This is a genomic window from Enterococcus pallens ATCC BAA-351, from assembly GCF_000407485.1.
Lineage (GTDB): Bacteria > Bacillota > Bacilli > Lactobacillales > Enterococcaceae > Enterococcus_A > Enterococcus_A pallens.
Genome location: NZ_ASWD01000006.1, coordinates 84,372 through 106,367, shown reverse-complemented (window position 1 = coordinate 106,367; position 21,996 = coordinate 84,372). Strand labels below are relative to the sequence as shown.

General features: G+C 35.9%; 20 protein-coding genes. 18 read left to right on the top strand and 2 right to left on the bottom strand.

The annotated features are described in order from the left end of the window. Window positions 1-37: 37 nt before the first annotated feature. Window positions 38-1,801, bottom strand: a complete 1,764-nt coding sequence (locus tag I588_RS22085) for an ABC transporter ATP-binding protein (protein ID WP_010756807.1) — start codon at window positions 1,799-1,801, stop codon at window positions 38-40. Beyond that, a complete protein-coding gene (locus I588_RS22080) occupies window positions 1,794-3,521 on the bottom strand; it encodes an ABC transporter ATP-binding protein (RefSeq protein ID WP_010756808.1) in 1,728 nt (575 codons plus the stop codon). Before I588_RS22080 ends, I588_RS22085 begins: the two co-directional genes overlap by 8 nt. A 124-nt stretch (window positions 3,522-3,645) precedes the next feature. On the opposite strand from I588_RS22080, the gene I588_RS22075 reads away from it, so the two are divergent. The 18 genes from I588_RS22075 (at window position 3,646) to I588_RS21990 (ending at window position 21,951) form a co-directional block, all read left to right on the top strand. Beyond that, the gene (locus tag I588_RS22075) at window positions 3,646-4,461 is read left to right on the top strand and encodes a putative ABC transporter permease (protein WP_010756809.1); all 816 of its coding nucleotides are present in this window, start codon (window positions 3,646-3,648) and stop codon (window positions 4,459-4,461) included. 128 nt (window positions 4,462-4,589) lie between these two features. Next, a complete protein-coding gene (locus I588_RS22070) occupies window positions 4,590-5,768 on the top strand; it encodes a 3D domain-containing protein (RefSeq protein ID WP_010756810.1) in 1,179 nt (392 codons plus the stop codon). Window positions 5,769-6,728: 960 nt separating this feature from the next. After that, window positions 6,729-7,337, top strand: coding sequence for a hypothetical protein (locus tag I588_RS22065; RefSeq protein WP_010756811.1), 609 nt, complete (start codon window positions 6,729-6,731; stop codon window positions 7,335-7,337). Window positions 7,338-7,413: 76 nt separating this feature from the next. Next, window positions 7,414-8,025, top strand: a complete 612-nt coding sequence (locus tag I588_RS22060) for a class D sortase (protein WP_010756812.1) — start codon at window positions 7,414-7,416, stop codon at window positions 8,023-8,025. Window positions 8,026-8,034: 9 nt separating this feature from the next. Further along, window positions 8,035-8,883 (top strand): energy-coupling factor transporter transmembrane component T family protein, encoded by an 849-nt coding sequence (locus I588_RS22055; protein WP_010756813.1) that lies wholly within the window; start codon window positions 8,035-8,037, stop codon window positions 8,881-8,883. Window position 8,884: 1 nt separating this feature from the next. Continuing rightward, entirely contained in the window at window positions 8,885-9,676 is a 792-nt protein-coding gene (locus I588_RS27405; protein WP_010756814.1) for a YveK family protein, read from the top strand. A 9-nt stretch (window positions 9,677-9,685) separates the two neighbouring features. Then, the gene (locus I588_RS27400) at window positions 9,686-10,372 is read left to right on the top strand and encodes a CpsD/CapB family tyrosine-protein kinase (protein ID WP_010756815.1); all 687 of its coding nucleotides are present in this window, start codon (window positions 9,686-9,688) and stop codon (window positions 10,370-10,372) included. Between the two features lie 11 nt (window positions 10,373-10,383). Beyond that, window positions 10,384-11,124 carry a tyrosine-protein phosphatase gene (locus tag I588_RS22040; RefSeq protein ID WP_010756816.1) on the top strand — a complete coding sequence of 247 codons (741 nt, stop codon included), beginning with the start codon at window positions 10,384-10,386 and terminating at the stop codon, window positions 11,122-11,124. Between the two features lie 13 nt (window positions 11,125-11,137). Then, window positions 11,138-11,830, top strand: coding sequence for a sugar transferase (locus tag I588_RS22035; protein ID WP_010756817.1), 693 nt, complete (start codon window positions 11,138-11,140; stop codon window positions 11,828-11,830). A gap of 34 nt (window positions 11,831-11,864) precedes the next feature. Beyond that, the gene (locus I588_RS22030) at window positions 11,865-12,989 is read left to right on the top strand and encodes a glycosyltransferase family 4 protein (RefSeq protein WP_010756818.1); all 1,125 of its coding nucleotides are present in this window, start codon (window positions 11,865-11,867) and stop codon (window positions 12,987-12,989) included. After that, window positions 12,976-13,878 carry an ATP-grasp fold amidoligase family protein gene (locus I588_RS22025; protein WP_010756819.1) on the top strand — a complete coding sequence of 301 codons (903 nt, stop codon included), beginning with the start codon at window positions 12,976-12,978 and terminating at the stop codon, window positions 13,876-13,878. Before I588_RS22030 ends, I588_RS22025 begins: the two co-directional genes overlap by 14 nt. 1 nt (window position 13,879) lies before the next feature. Next, on the top strand, window positions 13,880-14,995 hold the full coding sequence (locus I588_RS22020) for a glycosyltransferase (protein ID WP_010756820.1): 1,116 nt from the start codon (window positions 13,880-13,882) through the stop codon (window positions 14,993-14,995). A 4-nt stretch (window positions 14,996-14,999) separates the two neighbouring features. Further along, window positions 15,000-15,902 carry a glycosyltransferase family A protein gene (locus I588_RS22015; protein ID WP_010756821.1) on the top strand — a complete coding sequence of 301 codons (903 nt, stop codon included), beginning with the start codon at window positions 15,000-15,002 and terminating at the stop codon, window positions 15,900-15,902. A gap of 129 nt (window positions 15,903-16,031) precedes the next feature. Next, entirely contained in the window at window positions 16,032-17,129 is a 1,098-nt protein-coding gene (locus I588_RS22010; RefSeq protein ID WP_034706228.1) for a hypothetical protein, read from the top strand. Between the two features lie 10 nt (window positions 17,130-17,139). Continuing rightward, on the top strand, window positions 17,140-18,246 hold the full coding sequence (locus I588_RS22005; RefSeq protein WP_010756823.1) for a glycosyltransferase family 2 protein: 1,107 nt from the start codon (window positions 17,140-17,142) through the stop codon (window positions 18,244-18,246). After that, window positions 18,239-19,654, top strand: a complete 1,416-nt coding sequence (locus I588_RS22000; protein ID WP_010756824.1) for an oligosaccharide flippase family protein — start codon at window positions 18,239-18,241, stop codon at window positions 19,652-19,654. Before I588_RS22005 ends, I588_RS22000 begins: the two co-directional genes overlap by 8 nt. 52 nt (window positions 19,655-19,706) lie before the next feature. Beyond that, window positions 19,707-20,714, top strand: a complete 1,008-nt coding sequence (locus I588_RS21995) for an NAD-dependent epimerase (protein WP_010756825.1) — start codon at window positions 19,707-19,709, stop codon at window positions 20,712-20,714. Between the two features lie 70 nt (window positions 20,715-20,784). Continuing rightward, on the top strand, window positions 20,785-21,951 hold the full coding sequence (locus tag I588_RS21990; RefSeq protein WP_010756826.1) for a nucleotide sugar dehydrogenase: 1,167 nt from the start codon (window positions 20,785-20,787) through the stop codon (window positions 21,949-21,951). The last annotated feature ends 45 nt before the right edge of the window (window positions 21,952-21,996 follow it).

Below are 21,996 nucleotides of genomic sequence, written 5' to 3'. Positions count from 1 at the left end.
TCCTTTGCAAATAAGCTTGCAAACAGGAGCAGATTTTTTATATCCCTTGATTCGAAAATTGTGCTTCATACAGACGTTTGTAATAACCGCCCTTTTGCAGCAATTCATCATGCGTTCCGACTTCTACGATTTGTCCTTGATCCAGCACTAAGATCTGATCAGCATTTTGAATCGTTGATAAACGGTGGGCGATGACGAAGCTGGTGTGTCCAGTCATCATTTTTAAGAAAGCATTTTGAATATTTTTCTCAGTTAAAGTATCGACGGAGCTGGTAGCTTCATCTAAAATCAGCATAGGTGGCCGACTAATCATCGTTCGAGCAATCGTCAATAACTGTCGTTGCCCATCTGAAAGCTTCAAACCAGCTTCGCCGATTACGGTATCCAGTTTTTTCGGTAGCCGCATGACAAATTCATACATGTACGCATCCTTTAATGCTGCATAAATTTCTTCGTCTGTTGCTTCCTTGCGACCATAACGTAAATTAGCTCGCAAACTGCTGTCCATCAGCCAAGTTTCCTGCAACACCATACCAAAATGTTTTCGCAGACTTTCTCGTTGAATGTTACGAATATCAGTCCCATCAATGTTAATACTACCTTGATCCACTTCGTAAAAACGCATCAACAAGTTTACTAAGGTCGATTTTCCGGCACCGGTTTTACCAACAATCGCAATTGTTTCCCCAGGATTTACCTTCAAGTTAAAATCTTCAATTAGCTTTTGACCAGGTCGATAACTGAAGTACACATGATCAAATTCCACTTCGCCTTTTACCTGATCCAGGGCAATAGAATCAGCGGAGTCCGGTTTTTCAACGGGTTGATTTAATAGATCAAAGGAACGATCCAAACCAGCAACCGCTGTTTGCAGCTGAATCGTAATTCCTGACAATTCGATAAATGGTTTGGTGAATTGACTGGAATAAATGGTGAAGCTGGAAATCATCCCAATCGTAATTCCATGAGAACTTTGCAAGGCCAACAAGCCACCGACTAACCCTACCATTAAATAGCCTAGATGATCCACAAAGCGAGAAGATGGATTAGTCAAAGAAGAGGCGAACTGTGCCTTTTGTCCCCGGACATACAACTCTTGATTAATGGTTTCGAAATTTTGCTGGTTCACGTCTTCTCGTTGAAAAGCCTTCACGATTTTTTGATTGCCGACCATTTCAGTAATAAAACCTGAAATTTGTCCAACGATCCGTTGCTGACTAGTAAAGTATTTTTGTGAAGTTCGGGCTACGATATAAGTGATCAAGAAGATGATTGGCGTTGCCACTAATACAACCAGCGTCAGCAATGGACTAAGATAAAGCATGAAAATCAATGCAACCAATACAACTGACATGCCGGAAAACACTTGATTAAACACTGCCGAGACAGCTGTAGAAATGTTGTCCATATCATTGGTAAAACGACTGACGATATCTCCTTGCGAGGATTGATCGTAATAGCTTAAGGGCAGCTTGTTTAAATGCCGAAAGGTTTTATCCCGCAGGCTGGCGACTGAATCAAAGGCTACTTTGTTTCCGAGCCGTTGAATCAAGTATTGACTGACAACTGTTACTAAAAACAATCCAATAAAGAGCGACAAAATGTGGAAAAGACGACTAAAGTCAACCTGTCCAGCCGCTACCATTTGGTCCACACCAACACCAATATAATAAGTCATCATGACGGAGGTAACGCCGCTAGCAATACCTAAGACAACTGCAGCAGTCAATTCTTTTGGATAGGCAGCTAAGTAAGGGCCAAATAATTTAAGCGAACGAAAGAAATTCTTCTTTTTATTCATGCGCTGCACCTCCCTCTGCTTGTGACGCAGCCAGCTCCTGATACATTTCAGAATCTCGCATCAGCTGTTCATGGCTGCCCTTAGCTACTAATTTTCCATTGTCTAAAAGCAGAATTGTGGGTGCATCCTGGATTGAACGCAAACGTTGGGAAATAATAATGACCGAAGCATTCAAATCCTTCTTCAGAGCAGTTCGTAAATCCAAATCGGTTTGATAGTCCAAGGCAGAAAGCGAATCATCCAAAATTAATAGCTTAGGCTTGCGAATTAACGCTCTGGCAATGGTTAAACGTTGTCGCTGTCCACCAGAGAAGTTTTTCCCATTTTCGAAAATCGCTGTATCCAAGCCCTCAGGCAAACCTTTTACAAACTCTGTTGCTTGAGCAGTATCCAATGCCTGCCAGCAGTCTTCATCGGTGGCATCCGGTTTTCCCCACTGCAAGTTTTCCCGAATTGTACCAGTGAACAAAACAGCCGTTTGAGGAACCATCGCGATTTCATAGCGCAATTGCCTTAAAGGCCAAACTGTTACATCATTGCCTTCAACCAATACATGACCATCTGAAGCGTCATAAAATCGGGGAATTAACTGAATCAAGGTCGATTTTCCACTACCGGTTGCTCCAGTGATTCCTAAGATTTCATTTTCCGGCAAATCAAAGGTAATATCCTCTAAAGCCAAGCCGGAATCTTCTGTGTAACGGAAGTCAACATGGTCAAAGCGAACCAAAGGAGCTTTGACATCAGGCAGCACATCTTTTGACTCTTCAACTAATGAAGGTTTCGTGTCAAAAACTTCATTGATTCGATTGGCTGAGGCAGCAGCTCGTGTAAATAGAACAACTAAGTTAGAAACCACGATCAAAGCCAACAGCATCTGATTCATGTAATTAATTAAAGCCAATACCTGACCTTGCTCTAAATGACCAACATTTACCTTAAATCCGCCAAAATATAGCAATGCCACGACACCAATGTTCATAATCAAGGTTGTGCTAGGCGACAGCAAAGCAGAAATATTCGCAACTTTTTGGTTTAAGTCCGACAGCTCCACCGTCTTTTCGCCAAAATGATCTGTTTCTGTTTTGGTTCGAGCAAAGGCCCGAATAACTCTGACTCCGCTTAAGTTTTGCGTAACCAGCTGATTCAATTGATCCAGCTGATGCTGCACCTTGCGATACAAAGGAACCGAATAATGAATGATTAAATACAAAATCAAACAGAAAAAAGGCAGCAAAATCAAAAAGATCAAGCCCATCTGCCAATCGATGTAGAAGGCCATAATGACTGATCCGATACTTAAGAAAGGTGCTCGTACGACTAAGCGAATCAGCATGGCCAAGGCCTGCTGCATTTGATTAATATCATTGGTCATTCGTGTAATCAACGTATCTGTCCCAAAACGATTCAACTCTTTATGAGCAAAGCTGTTGATATGTTTCATCATTTGATTTCTTAATACGGTTCCAAAGCCTTGAGAGGCGATAGAGGCATAATATTGGCACACCAAAGCACAAAGCAACCCAAGGATGGATAAGCCGAACATCCACAAAGCCATTTCAATAACCTTCTCCGGATTATTCTTAGCGATCCCTTCATCCACTAGCCGCGCCATAAATAAGGGCAGAACTAGTTCAAAAACAGCTTCTAAAAATTTAAAAAATGGCCCAAGAATAACCTGTTTTCGGTATTCTTTGGCATAACGTAATAGCCGAACCATAGAAAAACTCCCTCCTTAAAAAATAGGGTTCCCTCCCATTGTAGCTCATTTTGTTAGAAAACGAACGAATTTTGATACGTGATTTGAAAGAAATCTGGTAGAATCAAACAAAAGGAGGGGGACGATGGAACGAGAATTTACAATTGTTGTGCTTTTATTTTTTTGTTATTCCTTGATTGGCTGGATATGGGAAACTATTTACTGTTCGATTAAAGCTAAGAAATTTGTGTATCGTGGTTTTCTATTGGGACCAATTACGCCTATTTACGGTTTTGGCGTGCTGGGGGTTTTATACTTTATAGCGCCGTATCAGAACAATGAACTGGTGGTTTTCTGTTTAGCATTTATTTTAGTAACCACATTAGAATATATTACCAGCCTTTTATTAGAGAAATTATTTCATGCCAGTCTTTGGGATTACAAAACTGTTCCCCTTAATATTAATGGAAGAGTAGCCGTTCCGGTTTCGATTTTTTGGGGACTTTGCTGCTTAGTGATTGTTGAAGTATTAAATCCGCGGCTAATGCTGCTGGTAGCAAGCTGGGGTGATCGCTTCGGTATTTTTCTACCAATTGGTTTATTAATGTTAATTAGCTTTGACTTAGGTTTTACCCTAAGCAGCGTTCCATCCTTCCGTCGTGGAATTAATGAATTGAATGCAGCAATTCAAGAGAAGAAGGACCAGCTGCAGCAAACAGTGGAGGAAAACAAGGATCTTTCCAGTCAGCGACTGTCAGAAATCAAACAACAGGTTTCCGATCGCTATGATTGGCTGACTGAGCTTCGCCAAAAAGACGAGGGAAGACGCTTGCCCCGTTTGAATTTGCAGGAACGCCGTTTCTTGTCAGGATTCCCTAATATGCAATCCAAAGAATTCACTACTTCAATAGAAGAAATCCGCAAGTTAGTAAAAGAACTGCGTAAAGACAAAAACGACTAGAAAGGTTAGTTACCGCTAATTTTTTATGAAATTTCATCTTTTTGTAACAAACTGTAACCTGCATGCAACATCACTGTTCCTTTCTTTGCGTATAATGACCAAAGGGAAGATAGAAAGGTGGAAATGCAGTGAAGGGGAAGACATTTGGTATCTTTGCGACAGTTTTGTTAAGCGCAAGTATGCTGACGCCAATATTCGCACAAGCCGAATCATTGGATAAGCTAGATGAAAAAGCCACAACTATCGCACGCCAAAGTGACAAAATCAGTGCAGAACTACAGTTGGCATTAAATGATGTAAACGAAACCTATCAAGAGGTAAACGGAATCCGCAGCGAGATTGAAGCCAATCAGCAAACAATCGAACAGACTAAGTCAGAGATTGCGGAAACGGAAAAGAATATAGAGCAGCGTAAAGAAGTTATCGCAGAACGAATGAAGGAAGTGCAGCTAAACAGCACGACCGATCGTACCATTACCGCTCTGCTTGAAGCAAAAGACTTCAATGACTTTTTGAATCGTGCGTATGCTATGTCGGTTATTCAAAAGGCTGAAAAAGAAAAAGTCATCAGTCTAAATGAAGCAAAAGCTAAGCTAGACGAATTGAAGGCAACACAAGAAGCAGCTCAGGCTAAACTGGTAGCTAACGAAAAAAGCTTGAAAACAGAATCTTCTCAGCTAGATAATAAAATGGCGAACCTGAAGACTGAACTGGCAGATAAGAAGTCCAGCCTAGAAGAAATTAGCCAGGCCAAAGAAGTAGAGCAAGCGCGTCTAACGGCAGAAAAGGCCCAAAAAGAAAAAGCTGAAAAAGAAGCGAAAGAAGCTGCTGAGAAAGCCGAAGCCCAAAAAACGGCCGAGACCAAAGCGCAGCAAGAACAAGCCGCTGCTTCACAAGCACAGCAAAGTTCTGCAGCATCCAGCACAACTTCAGAAACACAAACACAAGAATCAACGCAGCAATCTGCTGCTCCAGAGCAACCAGCTGCACCTGCTCCAGCACCAAGTACACCGACAACATCTGGGCGCACTATTCAGATGCAGTCAACAGCCTACTCTTGTGCTGAGTCAGTTAATACCTTCTACACTGCTTTAGGAATTGACCTTCGTCAAAATCCGCAGGTAGTTGCAGTTGATCCTTCAGTGGTTCCACTAGGGTCAATGGTAGAAGTTTCCGGCTACGGAATTGCGATTGCTGGTGATACCGGCGGAGCAATCAAAGGAAATATCGTGGACGTCCACTTCCCAACCGTCGAGCAATGTATTCAATGGGGACGTCGATCAGTAACACTAACTATCATCAGCTAAATACTAGAAGACTGAAAAGAAAACTCTTTTCGGTCTTTTTTTTATTGTTTAGAAATTGGAAACGAAAGAACATAAATGAGTTAAGCTGTCTAAGTTTCAAATGGCGTAGCGAATACGTTAGTTAAAAAATCAAGGAGCGAGTGTTAAGTAAATAAGTCTTCACTCGCTTGTTTCGAAATAATCTTGTAAATAGCAGAAAAAGTACTTCATGGTCCTCATAACTTTCGTTCTGGTAAACAAATTCTTTACCAAATCCTGTAAATGTAAAAGCAAACTCCTGCGTGCCAAGCTGATAACGTACACGTAAGTAAGTAATTTATTAAAAAGCCTAAGTATTGCCGTGAAAAGAAATTTTTTTATGATGCGTTAAAAAAAGTAATCTATTAGTTTAGTTTCTATGTAGTTTGTTTGATGAAATGAACCAAATTCCTTCATTTTGAGTGTTGACAAGCTTTTAGCAGCATAAATGTAAGGCAAATATGAGAGGCAGATTAGATGACAGATATTACAAAACACTTCACGAAAGAGAATTCTCTTTCGTTTTTTTGTTTTTTTATGAAAGGGCGCCTGAATTTTCAGAAAAAATAAAAAAGTTACTCAATTGAAATTGTTGTTATTTTCCAGGATTTCAAGGGGTAAAAGAAATATTTTTTCTTATTAGAATACATTTATCGCTTAAAAACCAGTAAACAAAGATAAACAATGTATAAAATAATAGATACAATGAAATTAACCAAATCGACTTACGATTATACAGCGTTTTTTAATCTGAAAGTTATAATAGTGTTGTTGTATTTTGAGCTAGATGAAAGTATAATGTGAACAGTGATTAATTAAAATGGCATAGTTTGGCCTGTGTACAATTTGGTCAGGGGGTTATTTTTACTTAATTGCGCATTAAATCACGGGATTCAGAGTCTAACTCTTTTCCAAATAAAACTAAAAAAGGAGGTCTGTCGAATGAAAAAACTTGTTAGTGTTGTTTTAGCAGTAATGGCAGTGTTCTTATTAGCTGCTCCTTCTGCACACGCGGATGGCGCGATCACAGCAGACGAGCAACGTATTTTAACAGAGATGGACAAAGGCGTTACTGTAAGTGGCAAGAATTTTGCTTTTGCAAGTTCAGATCGTGCACAAGCAGAAAACTACTTGAAGCAACACGATGTCTCTACTGCACAGGTTGATGCGGTTGTTGGTTACATTCAACAAGCACGCGCAATTGCAGCTGCTCAAAACGTGAATGTTTCAAATGTTAACTCATTACCTGAGTTAATCAAATTGTTCCCACGTAATGTGATCAATGATTTGAAGAACATTGTTTCTTCAGCAGCGAATGCGTTGGGTCTAACTGCAACTTTTGCTCCAGGTTCAGTAACTATTTCTGAAAGAACTGGAAACAACGGTGCAGCTAATGTTAAAACTGTAACTCCAGGCAAAAACACTGTTTATGCTTCTGGTGGCGCAGTGAAACAAACTGGCGCTAATTACGCGGTTAGTTTTGCATCATTCGGAAGTTTATTGGTACTCGCAGCAGGTGCGTTTGTCGTAGCTAAAAAGCGTGTTGCCTAAGAAAACTTCTTGGCTAAAGAGACTTGGGGCGGCAATCGTTGCCCCAGTTGTTTTTTTAGTAATCGGATACTCTCTCATGTACGTAATCGGAAAACCTGTCATTCAATTTGTGACATCAACCATACAATTATTCTTGCTAACAGATGCACCGACATTTGACGCTCAAGCTGCTGAAGATTTTACAGTTGTTAAAGAAGAAGAAGTTCAAGCAAAGGTTAATGAAAACAACGAACTTCCATCTAGTGAACTGACTTATCCAGTTGGCGGACAGCAGTATGGTAAGGTAGTTGTTTCACCCATCGATTTGAATGTTCCGTTGTATTTTGGAGATACTGATGAAATTTTACGTTTAGGTGCCGGACAATTTATGGGCTCGGTTTATCCTGGTGAACAGGGAACTAGCTTAATTGGCGGCCACAATGTTGATGGCTTTGGAAAATTAGCGATGATTAACGTCGGTGATGAGATCCAGATCCAGACAACCTATGGCAATTATGTATTTACTGTTTCCAATAAAGAAGTCGCAAATAAAGACGATAAAGCAATCAACGATTTGATCTATCAACGAGACAAACGGGTTGCACTTTTATATACCTGCTATCCAATTGATAGCTTAGGGATGACTGATGAGCGGTTGTTTATCACTGCAGACTACACATCAGGACCAATGATTAATGAGAATGAATAGGAGAGAAGCATGAGCACATCGAAAAAATTTGCCCGTTGGCTGTTAGCCTTCATCAGTTCTCTGTTACTATTCTCGTTGCTGGCCCTGACCTGTGTTAAGTCCACATTGTTCAACCAAGAGTTCATGGTTGATCAAATTCATCAAGCAGATTATGTAACACGAGTACAAAAAGACGTTACCCAACGCATTCAAGACTATGGACGAGGAAGTAATATTCCTCCAGATGAATTAGCTGAAGTGGTTCCCAGAGAAGTTGTCGAAGAGAATGTGGATAACTATATTCGCGGAATTTACACAGGTGTTCCATTTAACATAGTTGGTAAAGATAAGCTTAGTAAGAACATTCAAACAGCTGTTGATCGTTACGCAGCAGAAAAAGGAATCGATATTGACGAAGCAACCCAAGCGAATATTGATCAATTGAACGATACCGCTGCCGGAGCTTTCGAATCCTACGTCGCAATTCCTTACCTATTAGAATACGGACAAAAAGTGATGGCCTACAATCAAACATTGACGCTGTTAATGATCATTGTTGGGGTGGCCTTTTTACTTGTCTTTATAGGCTTAATGATTACGACTAAATGGCTGCATCGTCGTCTCCGTTTTGCCGGAGCTGTTATCGGTGGTGCGGGCTTAATGTTAACAGCTTTACCACTGTACATTTACTTTAGTGGGGTCATTGATCGTTTAGGGATCACATCTGAAGGAATGTATCATTTTATCACTAATTACTTGAAGGCTTTTGATCTCACTTTTGTTAAAGCTGGAATCATTAGTTTAGTCTTAGCAGTGATCTTAGTGCTGGTTAGTGAAGTTTTACGTCGCAAAAATGTTAGTCGGGTAAAGGGAGAATAAAATGGAAGAAACAATTAGCTTAGGGGAAATCTTTGACATCTTAAAGAAACGCATCGGCATGATACTTGTTAGTACGCTAGCAGGTATCTTAATCGCAGGTGCCGTTACTTTTTTCATTATTACCCCTAAATACAGTGCCTCAACACAGATGATTGTGCAATCGAGTGCCGCTGAAAATCCAAATACTAATCTACAAAATGATATCAATGGTAATGTTCTGCTGATTAATACATATAAAGATATGATTACCGGTGATTTAGTCATTGACACTGCTCGGGATCAACTCCAGGCAGAGAACAATTATAGCCTAACCAGTGAAGATCTAAGAGACATGATTGCTGTAGAGCAATCTCAAAACTCGCAAATGTTCCAAGTAATTGCGACTGCTCAACATCCACAAGAAGCAGCTGTTATTGCTAACAAAGTTTCACAAATTTTCCAAGATAAAGCTCAGGAAGTATTGGGTGTTAGTAAAGTAACAATTACGTCAAACGCTCAGACACCTACTAAGCCCGTTTCGCCCAACAATAAGCTGAATCTAGTAATTGGAGCTGCTTTAGGTATTATGTTAGGCATCGGTATTGCTTTCTTATTGGAGCTATTGGACAAAACAGTTAAAGACGAACGCTTTGTAATTGAAACATTGGACTTACCAATTTTAGGTCAAGTAACTGAAATGAACAAAAAAGAATTAAGTTACAGTCGAAATGCTCAAGGACCGCAAACAACGCACAAAGCACCAGCAAAAGCAGCCACAGCAGCTGGCAGACGACAATCAAGGAAACGTGTGTAGGAGGAAGTCATGGCAAAGAAAAAAACTGAAATATTACCGGTTGCCTTAGTAGCAGCCACCGATAACTTCTCAACTACCACCGAACAATATCGGACTATTCGAACCAATATCAGCTTTTCATCAGCGGATAAAGAAATTAAAACCCTAGTGGTTACTTCTTCTGGACCATCAGAAGGAAAATCAACTACTTCTGCAAATTTGGCAATCGTTTTTGCGAATGCTGGTAGTAAAGTTTTGTTAGTTGATGCCGACTTAAGAAAACCGAGTGTGGCGATTAGTTTCCGCTTACCGAATGCAACGGGGCTAAGCAACTTATTGACCAATCGAGAGGCTTCAATTGATCGTTATTATCAAGCAAGCTCAGTGGATAATTTATACGTAATGACCAGTGGGCCAAAGCCACCAAATCCATCTGAACTATTAGGATCACAAAGAATGCTGGACATTATGAATGTAATGAGCGAAGAGTTTGATGTAATTATTTTCGATATGCCGCCAGTAGCGACAGTAACAGATGCACAGATCTTAGCAGCTCACACGGATGGAACACTGTTGGTCGTTCGTGAGCGCAAGACAAAGAAACAAGATGTTATTAAAGCAAAAGAATTATTAACCAGAGCAAAAGCCAATATTCTAGGTGTAATTTACAACGGTAAGAAAAAAGGCGATTCAGCTGGTTATTATTATTACGGCTAGGAGGAACAAGGATGTTGGATTTACATTGTCATATATTACCGGGAGTCGATGACGGCGCTCAGACAATTGACGATAGTATAAAAATGGCGAAAAAAGCCGTTAAGCAAGGAATTACCCACATCCTTTGTACTCCACACCACAATAGACATTATCAAAATCCAAAGGACGAAGTGATTCCTGCAGTTGAGGAATTGCAAGCAGTTTTTGATGATAAGGGAATTCCAATAACTTTGTTTGAAGGACAAGAAGTACGTATACATGATCAACTCGTTCGAGAGATAGAAGAAGATCGTATCCTTTTCGCGGATGTATACGATCAATACGTATTAATCGAGTTTCCCACAGCAGAGATTCCACATTATGCAGAAACGGTGCTTTATGATTTACGACAAATGGATAAGATACCGATTATTGTGCACCCAGAGAGAAATCTTGGTTTTCAAGAAGAACCCAATCAATTATTGAACTTTTTAAATATGGGGTGTTTGGCTCAACTAACTGCGCCAAGTATTGTGGGTATTTTTGGAAAACCAGTTCAAAAGCTGAGTCACCGATTAGTCGAAAATGGGTTAGTACAAATGGTAGCATCGGATGCTCATCGCTTGAAGCAGCGGGACTTCTACTTGAAGGAAGCTTCGGAGTACATAGTAAAACATTTTGGGGAAAAACGTTGGGAACAAATGGATCAAATGTGCCGTGATATTATCAACGGCGATCCAGTAGCACCTTTTAATTACCAGGAGTTAATGTGAAGGAGCGGGGAAGATGGACAAGCATGTAGTTAAAGACGAAGTTCCGCCTGTTGAGAAGGTAGAAACAGTTTGGTTGGACGCAGATGAAATTAGTAGCCGCATTGGATTCCAATGTGTGAAACGAATAATAGATATTGTATTAAGTGCAGTGGGACTAGTTTGTCTAATACCTGTCTTCATTGTTGTTGCTATCTTGATGAAGAAGGAAGAGCCTAAGGGACCAATCTTTTTTAAACAGACACGGGTTGGGAGAAATGGTAAAGAATTTACTATGTACAAATTCCGTTCAATGTGTGTGGATGCAGAAGAAAAATTGGCCGAGCTATTAGCTGAAAATGAGATAAAGGGTGCCATGTTCAAGATGAAAGATGACCCTCGAGTAACGAAAATTGGGAAAGCTATTCGCCGTAATAGTATTGATGAGCTGCCACAATTACTTAATGTGCTTAAGGGAGATATGAGTCTGATTGGACCACGTCCGCCTTTACCAAGAGAGGTTAAGGAATACAGTCGGTATGATCTGCAAAGATTGTTAGTTAAACCAGGTTGCTCTGGACCTTGGCAAATTAGTGGTCGAAATGAAGTTAACTTTGCGGAAATGGTTGAACTGGATATTCAATATATTAGAGAGCAGAGTTTGATGAATGATATTAAGATTATTTGGAAGACTGTAAGGATTATGATTATTCCAAATGGAGCTTATTGATTACCAATTTTTTATAGATATGAAGAGGTAGCAGATGAAGATTGCAATGATTGGTCACAAACAAGTCCCTAACAGGAGTGGTGGAGTAGAGGTTGTCGTTGAAGAATTATCTCGAGAAATAAGTTCAATGGGGCACCAAGTTGTCATCTATAATAGAGGGAAACTTAATAAAATTATAGTGAATAATTTTTGTATTGAGAATAATATTAGAATAGTTGCCATCCCGACTCCTAAAAGAAGTAGTCTGAACGCATTAATTTATTCTATACTTGCAACTTTCCATGCAATCACTCAAAATTATGATGTTATTCATTATCATGCAGAAGGACCATCCGCAATGTGTTGGTTACCCAAGCTTTTTGGGATAAGAGTAATTGTAACAAATCATGGATTAGATTGGCAACGATCCAAATGGGGGGGACTTGCTAGGAAGTATCTTTTATTTGGTGAAAAAATTTCTGCACAGTTTTCGGATGAATTAATAGTGCTTTCGAAAAAAATTGCTGAATATTTTTTTGAGGAATATGAAAAAAAAACTATATTTATTCCTAACGGAGTCCGAGAAACGGAATATATGAAAGCAAGTTTAATTAAAAATGAATGGGGCTTAGAAAAAGATGAGTATATACTATTTCTAGCAAGACTAGTACCTGAAAAGGGGCTCCATTATTTGATTAATGCTTATAAAAATTTAAAAACTAAAAAAAAACTTGTGATTGCTGGTGAAGGAATAAAGAATGATGGCTATAGTGATTCTCTAAAAGATAGATATAAACATGACCCTCAAATAATATTTGTGGGTCATGTTAGTGGACAATTATATAATGAACTTTTTAGTAACTCGTATCTTTATGTTTTACCTAGTGAAGTTGAGGGAATGCCATTGAGCTTGTTAGAAGCTATGAGTTTTGGTAATGCAGTTCTCGTTAGTGACATTGCTGAAAATTTGGATGTTGTAAGAGATAGTGGATTAAGTTTCAAATGTGGGGACATAGAGGATTTGAACGATAAGCTAGAACATCTTATAGAAAATAGAAGTTTAGTAAATGAAATGAAGAAGAAAAGCAGAGACTCTGTTAAAAAAAGATATAACTGGAAAAAAATAGCGACTAAAACTTTGCAAGTTTATAAAGGAGAAACTTTAGTTGAAAAAAATTGAGTATCTATTTAAAAAGCCTGGTGGTCTATGGTTCATACCAGCAAGGGTTGGTTTACTAAATTTTATGACTGATAAAAGATATTTGGCATTCATGTACAAAAAAATATTCAAAAGAAAACTGGATTTGGATAATCCTAGGGCCTTTACCGAGAAACTTGCATGGTTGAAAATCTTTTGGAAAGATGAATTAGCAAAAAAATGTGCTGACAAAATAGATGTTCGAGATTATGTCATCCATAAAATTGGGATCGATTATTTAATTCCTGAAGTTGGTGAATGGAACTCAATAGATGAAGTCAACTTTGACACTCTGCCATCTAGTTTTGTTTTAAAACCAAGCAATGGTTCAGGGGATGTGGTAATCTGTAAAGACAAAAAGAATTTGGATGTAAACTGCATTATTAAAAGAATTAGGAATAGTCATGCTCAAAGTTATTTTCGATTTACCAAGGAATGGGTGTACTATGATATGCCTAAGCGTATCTTAGTTGAGGAGTTAATCATGGGAGAAGATGGAGGAGTTCCTAATGATTACAAATTATTCTGTTTTAATGGAAGTGTAAAAATTATTTTAGTTGTATCTGAAAGGGGTACTGAAACAAAGGAAAACTGGTATTCAGTTAAATGGGAAGAACTAGATATTTATAATGGTAAAACAAGAGGTAAAGAAATTTCCAAACCTTTTAATTTACGGAAGTTAATTGAAGTAGCTGAGAAATTAGCTGAGGATTTTCCATTTGTGAGAGTAGATCTTTTTACAGAGAATGAAAAGATATATTTTGGGGAACTTACTTTTTTTCCGAATGGAGGTTTCGTTCCGTTTAATCCAGAAGAAGTTGATTATGAATTGGGAAAATGGTTAATCCTCCCAAACAAGGAGGAAAATTAACGTGAAAAGTTTAGTATTAGTAATCCCAGCTATGAGGTATGGTGGAGCTGAAAGGGTTATGGCCAATTTGGCTAATTCCTTCTCCCGGAAAGGATATAAGGTTTCCTTAATATCTTTACAAAAGTCGGTTTCTCCATACGCACTAGATGATAAGGTGAACTATATATGTAGTGATTTACAAATTAATAGATCCAATAAATTTTTCAAGTCGATATCTTTAATTTTGATGGGTATCAGAAGTTTTTTCTTTTACTCTAAATTGATTAAAAAATTGAATCCTGACGTAGTTTTGTCTTTTCTGGATAATGCAACTTTTATTACATCTCTTTACAAAAAAATGCACCCAAAATTATTTACAGTTGTTTCTGAAAGAAATGATGTAACAAGAAATCCAAGAATTTTATTAGTGTTAAAAAAATTTTTTTATAGAGATGTAGATAAATTAATCTGCCAATCACGTGTCATTGCAAGTTATTATAATAAAGAATTGAAAATCCCCCTTAAAAAATTAGCAGTAATAGAAAATCCGTTGAGTTTGGATTCTTACGAGGAAGAGGTAACCCCACTAACTCAAAGAAAAAGTGAGATTATTTCAGTTGGAAGATTGGCCCCACAAAAAAACTTTGACCTTCTTATAGACTGTTTCAAGAAAGTTCACGATGTTTTACCCTATTATAATCTGAAAATTATTGGAGAAGGTGAACTTAGAAATTCACTACAAAAAAAAATTGATGATCTAGAATTGAAGGATTATATTTCTATGGTAGGTCATGAGGAATACCCTCTCAAAAAAAATAGAAAAGCAAAATTATTTGTGATGACGTCTAGATATGAAGGTTTTCCCAATGTATTAATTGAAGCTATGGCAAATGCATTCCCTATAGTCACAACCAATTTTTCTCCGGGAGTAGCAAAAGAGATTATAAAAGACGAAAAGTATGGGAGCATAGTAAATTCCTTCGATCCTGAAGAAATGTCAAATAAAATAATTAATACTTTGACCGATGATAAAATTTTGGAGCATCAGATCAGTAATAATATATATGTAAGAGATAGATTCGATGAATCTCTAATAACAAAAAAATGGGAGCAAGTCTTGTTTAGAAAGGATGAATAATTCCATGCTTGAACACTGTGAGTATGACCTTACAATATTTACAGCTACTTATAATCGAGATCACTTATTATCTAGGGTATACCAAAGTATTATAGATCAAGAATTTACAAATATTGAATGGCTTATAATAGATGACGGATCTTCTGACAATACTGCTCAATTGGTAAAACAATGGAAAGCTCAAAAAAAAATCCCCATTAATTATTATTACCAAAAAAACGGTGGAAAATCTAGAGCATATAATTTAGGAATTGAAAAAGCTAAAGGTAAATTCTTTTTGACTTTAGACTCTGATGACTATCTTCTTGATAATTCTAAGGAAAAAATATATAGACAAATATCCCTGATAAGAGATAAGAAAAATGTGATAGGAGCTTTCTCAACAAGAGATTTTGGTTATGATAGATCTGTTCGAGATAGAGTTCCTAATATGAAATTACTAAATATTATGGATTTGAAGTTTCAATATGGACTGAATGTTGAAAATACAGCATTACAGAAAACAGACATTCTAAAACAATATAGATTTCCTACATTTGAGGGTGAAAAATTTTCTAGTCCAGAGATGCACATGCATGAAGTAGCACAAAAATACACATTTATTTATACAAATGAAGTTATAGTCGGTGGGACTTATCAAGCTGATGGTGAAACATCTTCTGTTTTTAAAAGCTGGATTGATAATCCTCGTGGGACATATTGTTTATTAAATAGTCGATACTCATACCTAACTAAAGTGAAGTATATTCAAAAATACAAAGAATTGTTGAAATGTTTGATGAACTTAGGGGCATACAACATTAAATTGAACAAGGTAATTACATATCGTTCTCCAAACAAATTAATGTCTTTAATACTAATTTTCCCTAGTTATTTATGGTATTTAAAAAGATTTAAAAAAATATGATAGGTTGTGTATATTTTGTATAACTTTTTGAATAGAAAAGTTACTTTAAAAAGTATAGTGGCTGTTTTGATATTAGTGATGTTTATCTTTTATCCCTTCTTAAATCAATACTTTGATGAAGTAATTGCAATGATTGCAACATTGTATCTTGTAATTCAATTACTTTTTTCAATCAAAAAATTTGATAAGTTTGATTTTAGGATAATCGGTTTATTGTTAGCTTATTTTGTGATTGGGTTTATCTCAAACATATTTAGTAGTATAGATAGAAGTCTTTTTATGGTACTAACCGATTATTTTCTATTCTCTAAGGTTTTTATCTTGCTTTTAGGTTCTAAAATTTTTCTATCAAGCATTGGATACTTAGAAGTTATTGAAATTCTTAGGGTACCAGCTAAACTGTTTACTGTACTCGTAGCTATTTCAGGAATTGCTGAACAATTTATTGATTTGGGGATGTCTAACGGCCAACGATACGGTATCAAAAGTTTTGCATTTATATATGGATACGGTGGAGCATTAGGTTTGATTTTATTTTTTGTCTTCGGAATATTATTACTAGATAAAAAGAGTACCAATACATTTTTTTTGTCCCTGAATATACTATCTATTCTATTAACAACAAAAATTTCTGTTATAATATTGCCGGTATCTTTCATAGGCTTATATGTTATTTTGACGTGGTCACAAAAGTTTAAGTTATGGCAACTCATCCCTTTAGCTATAATAGCTTACCCATTTGCTGATTGGAGTATTAAAGCCTATCTTTTGAATGAAAATTATAGTGCAAGATCAGTTCTATACAAAGGTTCCTTTCAGATTTTTAATCAATTTTTTCCGTTAGGTAGCGGTTTTGGAACATATGGAGGGGAAATGGCAGCAAGGTATTACAGTCCAATATATTTAAAACTACAGTTTTATAACTATGATGGGCTAGAGATGCTTGGCTTGAAAGACTATAACTATTTAAATGATAATTATTTATCGATGATCATAGCACAAACGGGATTTCTAGGTATTGGTGTATTTTTATCCATAGTCTTGGTGTTGATTCAGTCCGCAAACGATGCGAAATATAGCTTTTTGGAAAGAGTATTTACTATTTCGACAATTATAGGTCTATTTGCTAGCTCAGTAGGATCGTCAATGCTTAAAACTAGCCCAGGTTGTTTACTATTTATCTTTTTAGGAATAGTATTGGCCAATAAGAAAAAAGGTATAGAGTAGGAGAAATAATATGGATTTTTTTCCAGTTAAAAGTCGTTTAACCCTGTATGGGCACAGAATAAAATATTTTAAAGAAGTAATGAAAGCTAAGAAAATGTTAGATAATGAGATTGAGCATTTCAAAATAGACGATGCTTCAAGAGATAAATTATACCGAAGTTTGGTAACTTACATCACGTATAAACCTAAATCGTCTTTAGAGTATATATCTGCTTTTTTCAAAAGTGATATTACAAAAGTTAAAGATGGTAAAGTCAAATTGAACGAGGTTATAACTATTGTGCCTGTTAAGGATGATCTTGTTAAAATAAAAGAATTTATTAAATACCATAATAGAATAGGCTTAACTAATTTTGTATTTATTGATAATAATTCAAGTGATGGGACCTTTGAATACCTTATCTCACTTGAAAATGTTGAAGTCTTTCGTGTAACTGAAATGTTCTCTTCTGTAAAATGTCAAGCGTGGTTTAATCGCGTTATTCTCGATTATGGGTATGATAAATGGTATCTTTGTTTAGATTCTGATGAATTTTTCTCGTCCAAGTATGATTTTTGTGACATACATAAGTTAGTTGAGTTTTTAGAATCAAGAAAACAATATAGGTTTAGAACTATGCTACTAGACATGTATGCTTCAAATGAATGGTATAAAAATGGAAATCCACAAGATTTTATGAAAGAGTGTATCTATTATGATTACAAAGGGTATTCTATTTATAAAACGTATCAAGGATATGATGTCCTAGGTGGTGTACGTAAAAGAATTTTTGACATTAATCCTACTTTAACAAAATACCCCCTGTTCAAATTTCAAGATGGTGATGTTTTTTTACAGCATCTTCCTTTAATATATGAAAAGAACGATATCGCTAGCTTAGACGGCGTAATATTGCATTATAAGTTTTTACCAAATGATATAATTAAATATGAACAATATGCACTTTCAGAAATACATGCAAATAATAGTTATGAATATAAAAAATACGTTGATAAGATGAACACGAATTTTATTGGATTTTATGACGAAAATTCTTCAGCAAAATTTATAAGAGCTGATGAAGCAATACGATTGATTGAAAAAGGCATAAGGAAGAAAGAAAAAAATAATGATTAAAAAAATAATATCTAATCTCTTTTATCAGGCTTCTTACCAGGTTTTGTTGATCTTACTTCCAATAGTAACAGTTCCCATTGTATCTAATGCCTTAGGCTCTCAAGGAATTGGCATATACAATTTTATAAACTCTATTACAAATTATTTTGTATTGTTTGCGGGGCTAGGGATTGCTAATTATGGGGTAAGAGAAATATCATTAGCTAAAGATGATCCTAATAAACTTAGTAAAACATTTTGGGAAATTGAAATTTTGAATGCCGGAATAGCCTTTATAGTTTTTCTGTTTTATTTATTTTTTGCTTTTTTTCAGGACATGTCATTGTATTACTATTTTCAGTCTTTGGTTATACTAGGTACTTTGTTAGATATTTCTTGGTACTATCAGGGAATTGAAGATTTTAAGCATATTACTATGGCTAACTTTATTGTGAAAATAGTTAGCTTTATGTTGATTTTGTTTTTTGTGAATTCTTATAGTGACTTATGGATATATATATTGATTCAGTCGGCTAATATATTAGTTTCACAAATTATATTATGGTTGTTTGTTTTTAAAAAGATATTTTTCGTAAATATTGACTTTAAAGGGGTTTTTTCACATCTGTATCCTGCGTGCAATTATTTTATAAGTAAAATCGCTACTACAATATATTTAAATGTAAATAAAACAACTCTTGGATTAATGGTTTCTTCTTCAGCAGTAGGGATATTTACTAATACAACTGTTATTCCTGTTATGGTGAATTCTATAATTGGTGCAGCGGACATGGTATTACTACCTAGAATGACAGATATCTTCAAAACTAACGAGGATAAAGGAATCAGATTGTTAGATCTTTCATTACATATTCAACTTTTTTTGACTATTCCTATTTACTTCGGATTTTTAACGATTAATGAAAAATTTATCAACTGGTTCTTGGGACCTAGCTTTTCAGATGTAAGTAAGTATCTACCTCTGGCAAGCACAATTGTTATAATAATACCTCTAGGTGCTTCTATAGTTAGGCAATATTTAGTACCAAAGAATGAAATACGATTCGTGAATGTTACATCGATTTTGGCAGCTATCATCAATGTAATTACAGGTTTTGCTCTAATTTATAAATTTAGTGTTTTAGGTGCGGTTGTTTCGAATGTCATCACAGAATTTTTTGTAACTATATCAAGAATAAGTTTTCTTAGAAAAAAAACAAGTTTTAAATTTAATTTGAGTGAGATAGTGAAATTTTCTGTATCAGGATTTATTATGTTTTTTTCTGTAAGCCTTATTACTTCAAGCTTAGAAGCTAACATGCTCACTACATTTATTCAAATAATATTAGGAGTTGTTATCTATTTGATATTTTGTTATGTACTAAAAAGTAAAACAATTATACAGTTGGTGAGTACTTTGAAAAAATAGCTACTAATTATAATTAAAATGATCTAAACATTACTGAATAGAGGTATAGAATATGAAGATGCTAGTAACTGGTGCTGCTGGGTTTATAGGTTCGAGACTAATTGAACTATACGATGAAGATTGTGAAATTTTGGGAATCGATAATCTAAATGATTACTATGATGTCAATTTGAAACTCTCCCGCTTGAAGCGGCTAGAGAAAAAAGGTAACTTTAATTTTCTTAAAGTGGATTTAGCGGATAAATTAACTGTAATGAATCTTTTTAAAGATAAAGGTTTTGATATTGTCATTAACTTAGGTGCTCAAGCAGGTGTTAGATATTCAATTGAAAATCCTTATGCATATATTGACTCAAACATTATGGGAATGATGAACATTCTTGAAGGGTGTAGAAATTACCCGGTTAAACACTTGTTATATGCTTCATCAAGTTCAGTATATGGGGGAAATAAAAAGATACCCTTCTCAACTAATGACAATGTAGACCATCCCGTTTCTTTATATGCTGCCACTAAGAAATCTAATGAATTGATGGCACACACTTACTCCAGTTTATATGGAATTCCAACAACGGGTCTTCGTTTTTTTACAGTATATGGACCTATGGGAAGACCGGACATGGCTTATTTTAGTTTTACCGATAAAATAATCAAAGGCGAACCTATCGAAATTTTTAACAACGGAGACATGATGAGAGATTTTACTTTTGTAGATGATATTGTTGAGGGAATAATTCGATTGATAGAAAAGGTCCCTGAGGAAAATAGTAGATGGTCAGAAGAAAAAATATCTGAAAGTTGGGCTCCATATAAGATATACAATATTGGTAACAATCAGCCAGTAAAATTACTAGAATTTATTGAAACAATAGAAAAGCATCTAGGAATTAGGGCTAAAAAAATTTTTAAACCGATGCAATTGGGAGATGTTCAATCAACTTATGCTGACACTGCAGATCTAGAAAAAACTATAGATTTCAAACCAAATACTACCTTGGACGAAGGATTAAAAAAATTTGTAATTTGGTACAAAGATTACTACGGAATTAATATGAAATAAGAATAATATAGTTGCTTTCTAACGGTTTTGTTGACGTAATAAGTTAAATTGGGAAAGGAGCAGTGATGTCATGAATATATCTATTTTAGGATTGGGCTACGTAGGTCTAGCAAATGCACTACTATTATCACAAAACGAAAGAATAAAAGCTTACGATATAGTATCGGAAAAGATAGATATGCTGCAAAAAAGACAATCTCCTCTTGAAGACAAAGAGATTCATGAATTTTTGGAACGTAGTGATCTGAAAGTTGAGTTTACTAGAAGTTTTGAAGAAACAGTTCTTTTTGGTGATTATCTAATAATCGCAACACCAACTGATTATGATGAGAAGAAAAACTATTTCAATACATCTACTGTCGAAGAAGTGATCGAAAAAGCGTTGGCTATTCGTCCTGATGCAACATTTATCATCAAATCCACTGTTCCAGTAGGATATACAGAAGAGCTGAAGATCAAATATCAAACCGAAAATATTATCTTTTCTCCTGAGTTTTTACGTGAAGGTCGTGCACTATATGACAACCTGCACCCATCTCGCATTATTGTTGGTGAATGTTCTGATCGAGGTCAAGAAATCGCAGACATGTTCAAACGTAACGCAGAGGATGAAGATACTCCAGTTTTACTGACTCATTCTACCGAAGCTGAAGCAATTAAACTATTTTCCAACACTTACCTAGCTCTACGTGTGGCGTACTTTAATGAACTTGATACTTATGCTGAATCACGTGGACTTAATACGAAACAAATTATTGAAGGTGTGGGACTTGATCCACGAATAGGTTCTCACTACAATAATCCTTCATTTGGATACGGTGGTTATTGTCTGCCTAAAGACACTAAGCAACTAAGAGCAAACTATGACGAAGTTCCAAGTAATATCATTGGTGCCATTGTTGATGCGAATACAACCAGAAAAGACTTTATCGCGAATCAAATTTTAGAAAGAGAACCTAAAATTGTGGGTGTGTATCGTTTAACAATGAAAGCTCATTCTGATAACTTTAGATACTCTTCTATTCAAGGTGTAATGAAGCGCATTAAGGCTAAGGGAATCGAAGTAGTTGTTTATGAGCCGACTTTAGAAGACAATACTTTTTATAATTCTCGTGTAGTTAAAGACTTGGATGAGTTTAAGAAAATTTCCGATGTTATTGTTTCAAATCGTTATGAAGAAGAATTGCAAGATGTGGAAGAGAAAGTCTACACTCGAGATATCTTCGGAAGAGATTAATTTTTATATGAGTTATAAGAAAGCTTTGTTTCCAATGGATTTTCT

Excerpts from the sequence above, each read along its gene's own strand:
- I588_RS22085 (WP_010756807.1), bottom strand. The coding sequence starts at position 1,801 with ATGAATAAAAAGAAGAATTTCTTTCGTTCGCTTAAATTATTTGGCCCT.
- I588_RS22080 (WP_010756808.1), bottom strand. The coding sequence starts at position 3,521 with ATGGTTCGGCTATTACGTTATGCCAAAGAATACCGAAAACAGGTTATT.
- I588_RS22075 (WP_010756809.1), top strand. The coding sequence starts at position 3,646 with ATGGAACGAGAATTTACAATTGTTGTGCTTTTATTTTTTTGTTATTCC.
- I588_RS22065 (WP_010756811.1), top strand. The coding sequence starts at position 6,729 with ATGAAAAAACTTGTTAGTGTTGTTTTAGCAGTAATGGCAGTGTTCTTA.
- I588_RS22060 (WP_010756812.1), top strand. The coding sequence starts at position 7,414 with ATGTACGTAATCGGAAAACCTGTCATTCAATTTGTGACATCAACCATA.
- I588_RS22055 (WP_010756813.1), top strand. The coding sequence starts at position 8,035 with ATGAGCACATCGAAAAAATTTGCCCGTTGGCTGTTAGCCTTCATCAGT.
- I588_RS27405 (WP_010756814.1), top strand. The coding sequence starts at position 8,885 with ATGGAAGAAACAATTAGCTTAGGGGAAATCTTTGACATCTTAAAGAAA.
- I588_RS27400 (WP_010756815.1), top strand. The coding sequence starts at position 9,686 with ATGGCAAAGAAAAAAACTGAAATATTACCGGTTGCCTTAGTAGCAGCC.
- I588_RS22040 (WP_010756816.1), top strand. The coding sequence starts at position 10,384 with ATGTTGGATTTACATTGTCATATATTACCGGGAGTCGATGACGGCGCT.
- I588_RS22035 (WP_010756817.1), top strand. The coding sequence starts at position 11,138 with ATGGACAAGCATGTAGTTAAAGACGAAGTTCCGCCTGTTGAGAAGGTA.
- I588_RS22030 (WP_010756818.1), top strand. The coding sequence starts at position 11,865 with ATGAAGATTGCAATGATTGGTCACAAACAAGTCCCTAACAGGAGTGGT.
- I588_RS22015 (WP_010756821.1), top strand. The coding sequence starts at position 15,000 with ATGCTTGAACACTGTGAGTATGACCTTACAATATTTACAGCTACTTAT.
- I588_RS22010 (WP_034706228.1), top strand. The coding sequence starts at position 16,032 with ATGATTGCAACATTGTATCTTGTAATTCAATTACTTTTTTCAATCAAA.
- I588_RS22005 (WP_010756823.1), top strand. The coding sequence starts at position 17,140 with ATGGATTTTTTTCCAGTTAAAAGTCGTTTAACCCTGTATGGGCACAGA.
- I588_RS22000 (WP_010756824.1), top strand. The coding sequence starts at position 18,239 with ATGATTAAAAAAATAATATCTAATCTCTTTTATCAGGCTTCTTACCAG.
- I588_RS21995 (WP_010756825.1), top strand. The coding sequence starts at position 19,707 with ATGAAGATGCTAGTAACTGGTGCTGCTGGGTTTATAGGTTCGAGACTA.
- I588_RS21990 (WP_010756826.1), top strand. The coding sequence starts at position 20,785 with ATGAATATATCTATTTTAGGATTGGGCTACGTAGGTCTAGCAAATGCA.